Below are 13,220 nucleotides of genomic sequence, written 5' to 3' on the forward strand. Positions count from 1 at the left end.
CGCGCTCCCCCAAGCGAACCCAACCTTAGCATCAATGTTGATTCGTAGAGCTAGTGTTCTTTCGCGCAACCCTCGTTGCTATCGTGCGGCTGGATCAGGAGTGACAGTCCCGGCCCGAGGCCGGGACCCGACACATCCGCGCTCAGGCTACCGCGCGGATCACCTTGGCCACCTTCTCGATGATTTCGCCGATCTGGTCCTCGGTCACGATCAGCGGCGGCGTCAGCGCCAGCGTGTCGCCGGCGACTCGCACCATCAGGTCGTTGTCGTGGAAGGCGCTGTTGAGTCCGGCAAAGCCGCGCTTGCCCGGCGCGTCGGCCAGCGGCGCCAGGTCGATACCGGCGGTCAGGCCGACGGTGCGAATATCCAGCACGCCCGGTTCCTTCCGCAGCGACATCACGGCGTCCGCGAACTTTGGCTCCAGTTTGTTGGCGCGTTCAAACAGCTTTTCGTCACGGTAGATGTCGAGCGTGGCAAGACCGGCGGCGCAGGCGAGCGGATGGGCAGAATAGGTGTAGCCATGGGTCAGTTCCACTGCGTGTTCCGGACCGCTCATGAAGGCGTCGTGGATGGTGTCGCGCACCAGCACGCCGCCCATCGGCGCCGCGCCATTGGTGATGCCCTTGGCGAAGGTCAGCATGTCCGGCAGCACGCCATAGCGTTCGGCGGCGAAGGCAAAGCCAAGCCGGCCGTAGCCGGTGATGACCTCGTCGAAGATCAGCAGGATGCCATGCTTCTGGGTGATCTCGCGCAGCCGCTTGAGGTATCCCTTCGGCGCCGGCAGCACTCCGGTCGAGCCGGCCATAGGCTCGACGATGACGGCGGCGATCGTGGAGGCGCCATGAAGGTTCACCAACCGCTCGAGATCGTCGGCGAAATGCGCGCCATACTCCGGCTCGCCCTTGCTGAAGGCCTGCTTGTCGCGGTCGTAGGTATGCGGCAGATGGTCGACGCCCGCCAGCAGGGTGCCGAACATCTTGCGGTTGTTGACGATGCCGCCGACCGAGGTTCCGCCGAAGCCGACGCCGTGGTAGCCGCGCTCGCGGCCGATCAGCCGGGTGCGGGTGCCCTGGCCGGCGATCTGATGATAGGCCAGCGCGATCTTCAGCGCGGTGTCGGCCGCTTCCGAGCCGGAATTACAGAAGAACACATGGTCGAGGCCGTCGGGCGCCAGATCGGCGATGCGGCTGGCGAGTTCGAACGCCTGCGGGATGCCGAACTGGAACGGCGGCGCATAGTCCAGCGCTTCGGCCTGCCTGGCGATCGCCGAGGAAATCTGGGTGCGACCGTGGCCGGCATTGGTGCACCACATGCCCGCGGCGGCATCGAGGATATGGCGTCCATCGACGGTGAAATAGTGCATGTCCTTGGCGCCGGCGAGCAGCCGCGGGTTTTTCTTGAAGGCCCGGTTGGCGGTGAACGGCATCCAGTGCGCGGCGAGGTCGTTCGGGACGTTGACGGCGGTGGGGCGGGGGCTCTTGTCCAGCATCGGAGGCCTCTCTGGCGGTTGCTTGGCGTTTGCGGCTTGGGTCGAGCCCAAACTATCAGCTTCACCGCGTGACGGGAACGCCAACGCGCCATGATATTTCCGCGCCATCCGGCGGTTCAGAGATCGGTGGCGGCAATCCAGAATACTTCGCCCGCGGAATCCTCGGTATCTAGCCAGAGCAGCGGCAGTTGCGGGTAGGCGGCCTCCAGTTGCGGCCGACAGCGGCCGATTTCGCACAACAGTCCGCCCTTCGGCGTCAGGTGCGCGCCCGCCTCGTCGAGGATGCGCCTGATGATTTCGAGACCGTCGGCGCCACCGTCGAAAGCGAGTTTTGGCTCAAGGCGGCATTCCCGCGGCAGGTTGGCCATGCCTTGCGCATCGACATAGGGCGGATTCGAAATGATGAGGTCGTAGCGCTTGTCGCCCAGCGGCTTGAACAGATCGCCGCGGTACAGCGTGAGGCGGTCCTCCAATCCGTAGTCGCCGACGTTGCGCGCAGCGACGTCGAGTGCGTCCCTTGAAACATCGACCGCGTCGATTTCGGCATTCGGAAACCGCCGGCTTGCCAGCACCGCAAGACAGCCCGACCCGGTGCAGAGGTCGAGCACGCTTTCCACCTCCAAGGGATCGGCGATCAGCGAGCCGCCCTGCTCGTCATCGTCGCCACCGAAATGCAGGTCGAGCAATTCGCCGATATAGGAGCGCGGCACGATGACGCGCTCGTCGACATAGAAGGGCAGGCCGCGCATGTAGACCTTGTTGACCAGATACGCGGACGGTGCCCGCGTGCTGACGCGGCGCGCGATCAGATCGAGAATCTTGCCGCCTTCCGCTGCGGTGACGCGCGCGGTGGCGAAGGTCTCGAACTGATCAGGATGCAGATGCAGCGCCTCGCACACCAGGAAGGCGGCTTCCGCGAGCGGGTCGGTGGTGCCGTGGGCGAACACCAGGCCGGCCTCGACGAAACGGCTGACGCCGTAGCGGACAAAATCCGTCAGCGTCAGCAATTCGCCGGCGGCGACCGGGGCAAGCTTCGATGTGGCGCGACCGCGCCTGGTCACAGGTTTCGCGCGTTTGGCCATCAGGATTTGGTCCAGCGCGCCGCCGCGGCATCGTCATGGTCGCGGGCCTCGATCCAGTTCGCGCCCTTTCGGCCTTCCTCGCGCTTCCAGAACGGCGCGTTGGCTTTCAGATAGTCCATCAGGAACTCCGCGGCGTGGAAAGCGGCCTGCCGGTGCTGCGAAGCCGCCACCACCAGCACGATGTTTTCGCCGGGCGCGATGCGTCCGACGCGATGGATCACCGTCAAGCCCGTCAACGGCCAGCGCGCCGCCGCCTCGCCGGCATGCCGCCCGATTTCGGCTTCCGCCATCCCCGGATAATGTTCCAGCGTCAGCGCGGCGATCGGCTCGCCGTTCTCGTCGCCACGGCAGACCCCGCTGAACGAGACCACCGCGCCGACGTCGGTGCGGCCTTTGGTCAGCGCCGCGATTTCCCGCGCCACGTCGAAATCGGCCTCTTGAATGCGAATGGTCGCGGTGACGGACATCGGATCATCTTCTGTTCTGAGCGTTTCGTTTCGCTCGAAAACGCCTCGTCAGCCGCCGGTCATGGGCGGGAAAAACGCGATCTCGCGGGCACCCATGATCGCCGCGTCCGGTCTGACATGGGCGTGGTCGATCGCGGCGCGGATCACCTTTGGCGTCTCGAATGCATAAGCGTAGCCTTCGCCGCGGCTGGAGAGCCAGCCGATCAGATCGCTTACCGTGCGCACTTCTGCCGGGGGCTCTATCGTTTCTTCTGGTATGCCGATCCGTTCGCGCACCCAGGCGAAATACTTGACTTTCATCCCTCATCCTCCTCGATGAGGTGGTGGATGCCGGCGCGGAAATAATCCCAGCCGGTGTAGATGGTGAAGATCGCCGACATCCATAAAAGGACAATCCCGATCATGGTGGTGGCGGGCAGAATCCGCTCGCCCGCTTCGCCGGCGATCAGAAAGCCGATCGCAACCAGCTGCACGGTGGTCTTCCATTTTGCGAGTCGGGTCACGGGTACGCTGACCCGCAGCGCCGCCAGATATTCCCGCAATCCCGACACCAGGATCTCGCGGCACAGGATCACGATGGCGGCCCACAGGGTCCAGCCGTGGATGCTGTTGTCGGCGGCCAGCATCAGCAGGCAGGACGCCACCAGAAGCTTGTCGGCGATCGGATCCAGCATCCGGCCAAAGGCAGATTGCTGATCCCACATTCGCGCATAGTAGCCATCGAGATAGTCGGTCACCCCGGCCGCGATGAACACCGCCAGTGCCACCCAGCGCAGCCACAGCGGTCCATCCAGAATGGACTGGACGTATACGCAACCGACGACCACCGGAATGGCGGCTATGCGCGCATAGGTCAGGATATTCGGCAGGGACAGGCTCTTGGTCGGCCCCCTGGTAGTTGCGATGTTCATGCGTCTTACCAATACCGCTGGAGCGTGAAGGTCAACCGGGCTCCGGCCCGGATCATCTGGTCGCAGGTAACGGCCGAGAAACTCCCCATGGGACCCACCCCCTTTAACCCGGCTGCGCATGGAAAAACTCGAAAATCTTGCGGGCGCTTTCGGCGCTGACGCCGGGAACCTTGCCGAGGTCGGCGATCGACGCCCGCTCGATTTCCTTCAGCGTTCCAAAATGATGCAGCAAGGCACGTTTGCGTGACGGGCCGATCCCCGGGATTTCCTGCAGGCCGGCTTCCCGGATATCCTTTTTGCGTAATTTGCGGTGAGAGCCGATCACGAATCGATGCGCCTCGTCGCGCAATCGCTGGATGAAATACAGCACCGGGTCCCGCGGTTCCAGCTTGATCGCTTCGCGACCCGGCATGAACAGGGTCTCTCGCCCCGCATCGCGATCCGGCCCTTTGGCGACGGCAATCAGCGACACCTGGGTCAGGCCAAGGCCTTCAAGAACTTCCCGCGCGGCATTGAGCTGGCCGCGGCCGCCGTCGATGACGACGAGATCGGGCCATTGTGGAAACGAATCATCGTCGGCACGCGAGCCACCCTTTGCCTTGGCCGCTTCGCCCTCCGGCGGCTTCGCGAGCCGCTTGAAACGCCGTTCAAGCACCTCGCGCATCATCGCGTAGTCGTCGCCGGGCGTCAGGCCCTCGGACTTGATGTTGAACTTGCGGTACTGGTTCTTGATGAACCCGTCCGGTCCTGCCACGACCATTGCGCCGACCGCGTTAGCGCCCTGGATATGGCTGTTGTCGTAGACCTCGATCCGGCGCGGGGCTTGCGCCAATCCCAGCGTCGTCGCCAGGCTCTGCAGCAGGCGGGCCTGCGTTGCGGTATCACTGAGCTTGCGGCCGAGCGCCTCACGCGCGTTGGTCAGGGCGTGCGCGATCAGCTCTTTCTTTTCGCCACGCCTAGGTACGGCGACTTCCACCCTGGACCCGGCCTTGACCGCGAGCGCGTCGGCCAGCAATGCGCGCTCCTCGATCTCGTGCGACAGCAGGATGAGTTTCGGCGGCGGCTTGTCGTCGTAGAATTGCGCGAGGAAAGAGGCCAGCACTTCCTCTGGCGTGAAGGATCTTTCCGCCCGCGGGAAGTAGGCGCGGTTGCCCCAGTTCTGGCCGGTGCGGAAGAAGAACACCTCGACGCAGGAATACCCCCCCTCCTGATGGATGGCGAATAGGTCGGCCTCTTCCACCGTGCGCGGGTTGATGCCCTGCTGCGACTGGATCGCCGACAGCGCAGCGAGGCGGTCGCGATACAGCGCCGCGGTTTCGAATTCGAGTTCGGTGGACGCTTTCTCCATCTCGCCGGCGAGTTCCCGCTTCACCAGACCACTGCGGCCGGACAGGAAGTCGTTCGCCTCGCGCACCAGCTCGGTATAGCCGGGGAAGTCGATCTCTCCGGTGCAGGGCCCCGAACAGCGACGGATCTGGTAGAGCAGGCAGGGCCGGGTGCGGCTTTCAAAAAAACCGTCGGTGCAGGAGCGGATCAGGAAGGCGCGCTGCAGCGCCGTGATGGTGCGATTGACGGCGCCGGCGGACGCGAACGGCCCGAAATACCGGCCCGGCCTGGTTTGCGCGCCGCGATGCTTCAGAATCTGCGGTGCCCAATGATCGCCGGTGATCAGGATATAGGGAAACGACTTGTCGTCGCGAAGTTGCACGTTGAAGCGCGGCCGCAACTGCTTGATCAGATTGGCCTCGAGCAACAGCGCTTCGGTCTCGGTGGTGGTGGACACGATCTCGACCGAGGCGGTCGCGGCGATCATGCGCAGGATGCGCGCCGGCAGTGGCGCGTTGACACGGGCATAGGAAGACAGGCGCTTGCGGACGTTCTTTGCCTTGCCGACGTAGAGCACGTCGCTGCCGGCATTGAGCATGCGGTAGACGCCGGGCGAGGTCGGCGCCAGGCGCACCGCGTTCTCGATGGCGGCGTGGCCAACCGCGAGCGGGCCTTCGGCCACCGCCTCGGCAGGCTCCTCCGGGGCCTCGGGCAGCCGCGCCTCGTCGTCCTCCTCGGCGGCTGAGGTCGCAGGATCCACATCTGCACAGGCCTGGTGCTGCGGTGGCACCTCCGGGAGAGGGTTCCGCCGCGACTTGCGTGAGGATTTTGGCTGATGGGTAGAATCGCGGTCCATGGGCCTAAATTAGTCGCTGGAAGTCGGCATCGCCAGCGCCCGGGGCGGACGTCGGAAGCTCTCGGTAACCCATTATTAAGAATGATGAGCGGGCGGTAACCCGTCTTAACAACCCTTTAACTTAAAACTCTCGATAAATCGTGCGGGAAAAAGCTCGAACTTGCTAACCGGTCCGGGGCTCCCGAACCGGAAAGTCGCGGCAGTTGCGTGGAGTTGCGTGATGGTCAGGTTTGCTTTGCGTGCGCTGGTGCTGGTCGCCGCGGGCTGGACAATGTCAGCGCGGGCGGGCGACCTCAATTACGGATCGCGGGCGCCCTACACCGTCAATCAGCGTTTCGACTCCTATAGCTGGGCCGGCCTCTATCTCGGTGGCAATCTCGGCTACGCATGGGGATCGGTCGCAAACAATCCGACCAAGCCGTCAGGATTCGTTGGCGGCGTTCAGGCGGGCTTCAATTGGCGACCGGGCGCGGAGCCGTGGGTGTTCGGCATCGAAGGCGACATACAGGCGACCGGCGCCGAGGAAACCTTCGCTCCCTGGAAATTCTCCAACCCCTGGTTTGGCACGGTGCGCGGCCGGGTCGGCTACGCGCTTAACAACATTCTTTTCTACGGCACCGGCGGTCTCGCTTACGGCGAACTGCGCGCGTCCACTTTCGGCCTTTCGGAATCCCATGCCAATCTCGGTTGGACGCTCGGTGCCGGCGCCGAGATGGGTTTTGCCCCGAACTGGAGCGCCAAGATCGAATATCTCTATGTGGATCTGAACAACAGCAATTTTGTCATCACCGGTGCGCCAAACGGTTACCGGTTCGGCACCGTGCGGGCCGGCGTGAACTATCGCTTCTGACAAGAAACTACCGGCTACAGACTCCCGGCGGCGTGAGCCGCCGGGGCTTTTTCTTCAGGGCGAGACCGTCGCGCGCGATGGCTGCGTTCGACGCATCCTAAAGCACGATGAGATTGGGATGCATCATCGTACTTTAGCTCTTTGTTCGAGCATGATCTTTTCGGAAAACCGCTGCACACTTTTCCGGATCATGCTCTTGCAGGCAAGGGTTCAATCCGATTCCAGCGCGCGAACGTCCGCTCACGAAGAAACGACCAGGTTAACCGCCTTGGGACCCTTACCCTTCTTGTCCGGCTCAACCTCGAACGCAATGCGCTGTCCTTCCGCCAGATCTTTCAATCCGGCCCGCTCCACGGCGGTGATGTGGACGAACACATCGCGACCGCCATCATCAGGCTTGATGAAGCCGTAGCCGCGCTCTCCATTGAAGAACTTGATAGTTCCAGTCATGGCCATCGGGTGCTCCTTCCCCCGCCTTGCTCCGCCGCTACGCGCAATTCGCGTATCGGCCGACCGGACATTCGCTGCCGGAGGCCTGGCCACCCCAGCCGTTCGGGTTCGCGCCGCCGATCGGCCCGGTCTTGGCCTTGAATGCTCCGCCGCAACCATTCGCGGAAGCGGAACGTAAAGCCAGTCCAACGGCCGAAGCATAATACGGTTTTCCGCTGATTGCCTACTGCCCGATCGCATTTTCCCCTGCAGGCGCGGTGCCTTATGGCTTGGGCGTCTCGAGCCTGAAGCGGCCGGCGCCGCCCTGGCCGAGCGGCTTTTCAAGTTCGGGTAGAATGGTCTTCAACTCACCCGCCAGCGTCCATGGCGGATTGACCATCAGAAGGCCGCTGGAGGTGAGGGGGCCGCCTGCGGCCTGCGGCGCGGCGCTGAATTCGAGGCGCAGACATTTCGCCGCCGGCTTGCTGGCGGCAGCCGCGCCGGCGACCAGGCGGGCCAGGGTGTCGGTGGCGCGCCGGCTCTTCACGGGGTACCAGATCAGGTAGCTTCCGGTCGGCCATTTCGCGAAGGCCTCAGTGAAGCCGTCGGCCAGTTTTTCGAACTCGTCCTTGTGTTCGAATGAGGAGTCGATCAGCACCAGGCCGCGACGTTCGTTCGGCGGCACGAAAGCCGGCAACGCCATCCACCCGTCAAGGTCGACCACCCGTGCCTGGGCGTCACGGCGCAGCGTCTCGATCAGTTGCTTGCGGGCACCCGGCTCGATTTCGCAGGCCGTGAGCCGGTCCTGCGGCCGCAGCAGCGCGCGGGCGATCATGGGTGAGCCGGGATAGGCCTTCAACTCCCCTGGAGGGTTGAAGGCCCTGACGATGTCGAGATAGGGCGTCACCAGAGGCAGCGCATTTTCAGAGAACCGCGCCTGCATCACCCGGGCGATCCCGCTCAGCCATTCGCCGCCACGGCGCGCCTCGTCGCCGGTGAGATCGTAACGCCCGGCGCCGGCATGGGTGTCGATGACGCGAAACGCCGCCGGCTTTTCCTGCAGATAGGTCAGCATGCGCACCAGCACGATATGCTTGATGACGTCGGCAAAGCCGCCGGCGTGGAAGGCGTGTCGGTAGTTCATGGGCAGGGGTTAGCACGTCAGGGCGAACGCGGCGAACAATCCACGCCGCCGAGAACGGTGGGGTTAGCCGCCCCGCACTGGCGGCATCACCACCTCGTCGCGGCGGCAGGCCCGGCGGTCGACTTCCTCACACGCGCGGAATTGCATGTCCTTGCTCATGCAGACCCGGACTTCGCTCAGGCGCCGACTGCTGCAGACCACCGAAATCGCCGAACTGCTCAGGCCCGGATTGACCGTGATAAAGGCTTGTTCGAGGTCGCCGGGGCTAATGGTCTTGGCTTCCGACAATTGCAGGAATTCCTCGGGGATCTTCACCGCGGCACGCGCCTTGCGGACGTTTTCGAAATAGGCGCGCGCGCCCAGCCCCGAACAGGTGCCGTGCTTGTCCCATCCATTGAAGATCAGACCCGGCGCCGGCATCAAGTCCAGCATCGAGGTCATGACGTTGCGGTCTAGCCGCGGCGACGGCCGCAGGCAGTATTCGGGAAAGCCGCGCTCATATTGCGGCCACAGGCCATGGACCACGAACGAATAGGGGCGGCCGCACTGGGTCTGCGAGCGCCCGCTGCTGCCGCGCTCGGCCGCCTGCTCGCAGAACGACGGTGACCATGAAAGGGCCAGGACGTAGAAATCGAACTCGCCGGGGGCGTTCTGGCGGCGGTCCTGGGCCGAAGCCATTCCCGCGGAGGCGACGACAACGGACACCAAAAGAAGGAGCCGAAAAACACCAGTTGATCGAAACATCGAACCATCCCCCTTGCCCACCGTTCCCGAAGCGTAGCAGCCAAATGGAACATTTCAAGAACAAAATGTATTGGGTCCGGAATCAGCGGCTGACCGCATCGCATTGAAGCCGGCGAGGAAAGAGGCGGGGCAATCCCCAAGGACTAGAGTTTAGGGCCGCGCGGCCCTGCAGCGGGCGCCGTAGGCCCAGTTGCGGTCAAGCCCGGTCACGCACCACTCGACGCCCTGGCCGAAGCCGGCAAAGCCGCCATCCTCGATGATCGAGTAATGAACGCTGCGGAGCTTGCCGTCGCTCAACATGACGTCGCCGCTGCAGTAGCGCCGCGGAATATTGTCGGATTGCCAGGGCCGGAAGGCGGTTTCATGGATCCGGCCATAGGCGGTGATCGTCAGCGCTGAATTCCAGAAAGTGCTTTCCTTCTCCTGGAACTGCGAGGTGATCGTCGGCAACGCAGCTTCGCACGGTGCAACACGGCCGTCATAACGCGGGCCGAAAAGCCCGAAATTCAGTTCGAGTGGACTGGCGGCCTGGGCCATGGTTCCGGAGATCAGCAGGGCGACGGTTGCCGCAAGGCCGAGCGCTTTCAATGGTGTGAACAGGATGTTCATGGGAATCCGCAACTGGTCCAACGCAGGATAACGGTGCCGCGAAGCCCCGGCGAGGTCAAGTGCAGCGCGGCAACACCTGCAAGGCAAGTCTTTGTCGGGCCGCAACCATTCTTTTCATGGCCTGCGGCGCGCCGTATGGTGCGCTTCGAGCGAAAGGGAGTCGATCATGCGAAGGATTGGGGCCGCGAGCCTGGTTGCAATATGCGGAATGCTGGCAAGCACGCCGGCGCCGGCTCATTGGGTGCCACCTTTCAAGGGAAATGACACCGGCGGCATTATCGCCTATCCGCTTGCCACACAGGTGGATGCGCGCCAAATGGCCGTGGACCACTGCGCCTCCTACGGCAAGGTGGCGCGGTTCCTGGCTGTACAGCCCAATTATGGCGGGTACATCTCCTTTGCCTGCCGCTGGGTGCCCTATGGCGCCGCCGAACGGCCTCTGCGCACGCTCTACTGAGCGCAACCAGCCTTGATCTTCTAGCAGAGGGAGCGCGAGCATGGCGCGACGGCTTCTGTCACTCGGATCGGCGCTTGCTCTGTTGGCCCTGTTGCCGGTCAGTGACGCTCACGCCGTGGAACTGCCGGTGCGCAGGGCCGGCCTGTGGGAGATGAAGGTGTTGCGCGCGGGCGCGACGGCCCCCGAAATGACCATGCAGCAGTGTACCGACCAGACCACCGACAAGGACATGAGCACGTCGTTTTCGCCCATGGCCAAGGAAATGTGCACGAAGCAGGATATCCAGAAGACGGCCACCGGCTACGTCACCGATTCGGTCTGCGCCATCGCTGGCGTATCGATCGCCTCGCGCGCTGAAATCGTCGGCGACTTCAACTCCGCCTATACCGTCAAGTCCACCTCGCGCAGCGAGGGCGGTCCCGCCGGCGTGCCGCGGGATTCGACGACGATGATCGAGGCGAAATGGCTCGGCGCCTGCAAGGCCGACCAGAGGCCCGGCGACATGATGATGCCCGGCGGCATCAAGATGAACATCAAGGACATGGAAAAGCTGAAGGGCATGATGCCGAAGCAGAAGTAACGGCGCTTGCTGATTGCGCTACTGGCCACATGGTTCGAGACGCACGGCGTCGCCGCGCTCCTCACCATGAGGGACTAAGGTTCTCACCATGAGGAGCAGGCGAAGCCTGCGTCTCGACGGATGGCCGCAACGCAGGAATATCGGGTTACACCGGCACCCGCACCGCCGCACGCAGGCCGCCCATCGGGCTATTGCCGAGCGTGATGTCTCCACCGTGCGAGCGGGCGATGTCGCGGGCGATGGCCAGCCCGAGACCGGTGCCGCCCTCGTCCTGGTTGCGGGCGTCGTCAAGGCGCAGGAACGGCTTGAACACCTCCTCGCGCATCTCGACCGGGATTCCCGGCCCGTCGTCGTCGATTGTCACCGTCAAATAGCGGTGATCGCGATGGCCGGTGATCGAAATCGTGTCGGCGTGCCGCGCCGCGTTGGAGATGAGGTTGGCGAGGCAGCGTTTGAAAGAGGCCGGCTTGACGGTCACTACGGGCAGCCCGTGAAACGTCACCGTCGCGGCATGACCGTTGCGTTCGGCATCGCCGCGCAATTCTTCCAGCGCCATCGCCATGTCGGTCGGCTGCGCGATCTCGCCGCTGTCGCCCCGCGCGAAGGCGAGATAGGCCTCCAGCATGCCGGACATCTCATCGACATCCCTGCGCATGCCGTCGACCTCGGGGCTGTCGCCGATCAGGGCGAGTTCGAGCTTGAAGCGGGTCAGGATGGTGCGCAGATCGTGGCTGACGCCGGCCAGCATCGCGGTGCGCTGCTCGATCGAGCGCTCGATGCGCGCCTTCATCTCCAGGAATGCCTGCGCCGCCTGCCGCACTTCCCGAGCGCCGCGCGGGCGGAAATTCGGCGCCTCGCGGCCCTTGCCGAAGCTTTCGGCGGCTTCCGCGAGCCGCAGGATCGGCCTTATCTGGTTGCGCAGGAACAGCACCGCGACGATCAGCAATATCGAAGACGTGCCCAGCATCCAGAAGATGAATATCTCGGAATTGGAGGCGTAGGCCGCGCTGCGCTGCGCGAATACGCGCATCACGGCGTCATCGAGCTGGATGCGTATTTCGACCAGGTTGGATTTGCCGACGGTGTCGGTCCAGAATGGCCTGCCGATCTGGCGGCCGAGCTGCACCGAGAGCTGCTGGTCGAGCAGCGAGAAAAACGGCTTAGGACCGGGCGGCGGCAGGTCGCCGACCGGAAGAAAATCGACGACCAGTTGCAGCCGTTGCCCGATGCGGCGCAACTGCGCGCGTTCCTTGTCCTGAGGATAGCCCTTGTAGACGTCGATCAGGCTCGCGATGTCCTGCACCACGGCGGCGGAAAGTCGACGCGTCACCGTGTTCCAGTGCCGCTCCATGAACACGAACGCAACCACGGTTTGCAGGATCACCATCGGCACGATCATGATCAGGAGCGCGCGCGCGTAAAGGCCGGTCGGCATCCAGCTCTTGAACGCGTTGCCCATCCAGCCATTGGCCGCGGAGACGCGTTGTGACGCGTTGCGGATCATGGTCAGGCCAGTGTCGAGCGTGCTCATGGTTGCGGGCTCAAGGCGATGCGACCAGGCGATAGCCGATGCCGCGCACCGCCTGCAGAAACAGCGGATTGGCGGGATCGCGTTCGATCTTGCGCCGCAGCCGATTGATCTGCACGTCGACCGCGCGCTCGTTCACGGTTCCGCCGCCCGCCAGCGCCGCGCGCGGCACCGTTTCACCCGGTATCGCCGACAGAATCCGCAGCATTTCGCGCTCGCGATCGGTCAGGTGGACGATTTCCTCGCCCCTGCGCAATTCGCCGCGATCGAGATGAAACAGATATGGCCCGAAGGCGATTTGCTCGATCACTTCCACCGGCGGCGGCGCGCTGCGCTTGAGGATATTTCCGATCCGCAGCACCAGCTCGCGCGGCTCGAACGGCTTGGCGACATAGTCGTCGGCGCCGATCTGCAGGCCCTCGATCCGCGCCTCTGCCTCGTGGCGCGCCGTCAGCATGATGATCGGCACTGAGGAGGAGGTGCGAATGAAACGTGCCAGCTCGAAGCCGGTTTCGCCGGGCATCATCACGTCGAGGATCAGCAGGTCGAAGTGGAGGCCGAGCAGTTTCGCGCGGGCGTCGCTGGCGCTCGAGGCGGTGGTGACGCGGTAGCCTTCGCCGGACAGAAACCGCGACAGCAAATCGCGGATACGGCGGTCGTCGTCGACCAGCAGCAGATGCGGGGCGTCGTCGGCCGGCTGCGGCGGCGTGCGCGCGGTGGCGGCGGCGATGGTTGCTGCTTGCGCCAC

Annotated in this window: 15 protein-coding genes; 3 read left to right on the forward strand and 12 right to left on the reverse strand. The window is 64.1% G+C overall.

Annotation, left to right across the window (positions count from 1 at the left end):
• Positions 1-142 precede the first annotated feature (142 nt).
• The 6 genes from Q0D31_RS21620 to uvrC form a co-directional block, all read right to left on the reverse strand.
• Positions 143-1,489, reverse strand: a complete 1,347-nt coding sequence (locus tag Q0D31_RS21620; RefSeq protein ID WP_291855859.1) for an aspartate aminotransferase family protein — start codon at positions 1,487-1,489, stop codon at positions 143-145.
• Between the two features lie 116 nt (positions 1,490-1,605).
• On the reverse strand, positions 1,606-2,571 hold the full coding sequence (prmB, locus tag Q0D31_RS21625; RefSeq protein ID WP_291855861.1) for a 50S ribosomal protein L3 N(5)-glutamine methyltransferase: 966 nt from the start codon (positions 2,569-2,571) through the stop codon (positions 1,606-1,608).
• Entirely contained in the window at positions 2,571-3,038 is a 468-nt protein-coding gene (locus Q0D31_RS21630) for a molybdenum cofactor biosynthesis protein MoaE (protein WP_291855862.1), read from the reverse strand. The genes prmB and Q0D31_RS21630 overlap by 1 nt, the downstream gene beginning before the upstream one ends.
• Before the next feature lie 48 nt (positions 3,039-3,086).
• A complete protein-coding gene (moaD, locus tag Q0D31_RS21635; protein ID WP_291855864.1) occupies positions 3,087-3,338 on the reverse strand; it encodes a molybdopterin converting factor subunit 1 in 252 nt (83 codons plus the stop codon).
• Positions 3,335-3,949, reverse strand: coding sequence for a CDP-diacylglycerol--glycerol-3-phosphate 3-phosphatidyltransferase (gene pgsA, locus Q0D31_RS21640; protein WP_291855866.1), 615 nt, complete (start codon positions 3,947-3,949; stop codon positions 3,335-3,337). Before pgsA ends, moaD begins: the two co-directional genes overlap by 4 nt.
• 103 nt (positions 3,950-4,052) lie before the next feature.
• Positions 4,053-6,131: an excinuclease ABC subunit UvrC gene (gene uvrC, locus Q0D31_RS21645; RefSeq protein ID WP_291855868.1), complete on the reverse strand. Its 2,079-nt coding sequence runs from the start codon at positions 6,129-6,131 to the stop codon at positions 4,053-4,055.
• 220 nt (positions 6,132-6,351) lie between these two features.
• On the opposite strand from uvrC, the gene Q0D31_RS21650 reads away from it, so the two are divergent.
• The gene (locus Q0D31_RS21650) at positions 6,352-6,981 is read left to right on the forward strand and encodes an outer membrane protein (RefSeq protein ID WP_291855870.1); all 630 of its coding nucleotides are present in this window, start codon (positions 6,352-6,354) and stop codon (positions 6,979-6,981) included.
• A 240-nt stretch (positions 6,982-7,221) separates the two neighbouring features.
• Here Q0D31_RS21650 and Q0D31_RS21655 read toward each other — a convergent pair whose 3' ends face one another.
• The 4 genes from Q0D31_RS21655 to Q0D31_RS21670 form a co-directional block, all read right to left on the reverse strand.
• A complete protein-coding gene (locus Q0D31_RS21655) occupies positions 7,222-7,437 on the reverse strand; it encodes a cold-shock protein (RefSeq protein WP_291855872.1) in 216 nt (71 codons plus the stop codon).
• 256 nt (positions 7,438-7,693) lie between these two features.
• Complete coding sequence (gene rlmJ / locus Q0D31_RS21660) at positions 7,694-8,554, reverse strand: 23S rRNA (adenine(2030)-N(6))-methyltransferase RlmJ (RefSeq protein ID WP_291855874.1); 861 nt, start codon at positions 8,552-8,554, stop codon at positions 7,694-7,696.
• A gap of 63 nt (positions 8,555-8,617) precedes the next feature.
• Complete coding sequence (locus Q0D31_RS21665) at positions 8,618-9,232, reverse strand: ribonuclease T2 (protein WP_291855945.1); 615 nt, start codon at positions 9,230-9,232, stop codon at positions 8,618-8,620.
• Between the two features lie 216 nt (positions 9,233-9,448).
• The gene (locus Q0D31_RS21670; RefSeq protein WP_291855876.1) at positions 9,449-9,907 is read right to left on the reverse strand and encodes a hypothetical protein; all 459 of its coding nucleotides are present in this window, start codon (positions 9,905-9,907) and stop codon (positions 9,449-9,451) included.
• Between the two features lie 166 nt (positions 9,908-10,073).
• Between Q0D31_RS21670 and Q0D31_RS21675 the strand changes: the two genes are divergently transcribed.
• Positions 10,074-10,364 (forward strand): hypothetical protein, encoded by a 291-nt coding sequence (locus Q0D31_RS21675; protein WP_291855878.1) that lies wholly within the window; start codon positions 10,074-10,076, stop codon positions 10,362-10,364.
• 40 nt (positions 10,365-10,404) lie between these two features.
• On the forward strand, positions 10,405-10,944 hold the full coding sequence (locus Q0D31_RS21680) for a DUF3617 family protein (protein ID WP_291855881.1): 540 nt from the start codon (positions 10,405-10,407) through the stop codon (positions 10,942-10,944).
• 145 nt (positions 10,945-11,089) lie between these two features.
• Here Q0D31_RS21680 and Q0D31_RS21685 read toward each other — a convergent pair whose 3' ends face one another.
• Together Q0D31_RS21685 and Q0D31_RS21690 are read right to left on the reverse strand one after the other, a co-directional pair.
• The gene (locus Q0D31_RS21685) at positions 11,090-12,475 is read right to left on the reverse strand and encodes an ATP-binding protein (RefSeq protein ID WP_291855883.1); all 1,386 of its coding nucleotides are present in this window, start codon (positions 12,473-12,475) and stop codon (positions 11,090-11,092) included.
• A gap of 10 nt (positions 12,476-12,485) precedes the next feature.
• Positions 12,486-13,220, reverse strand: a complete 735-nt coding sequence (locus Q0D31_RS21690) for a response regulator transcription factor (RefSeq protein WP_291855885.1) — start codon at positions 13,218-13,220, stop codon at positions 12,486-12,488.

The sequence above is a fragment of the Bradyrhizobium sp. genome (assembly GCF_022844465.1).
GTDB lineage: Bacteria > Pseudomonadota > Alphaproteobacteria > Rhizobiales > Xanthobacteraceae > Bradyrhizobium.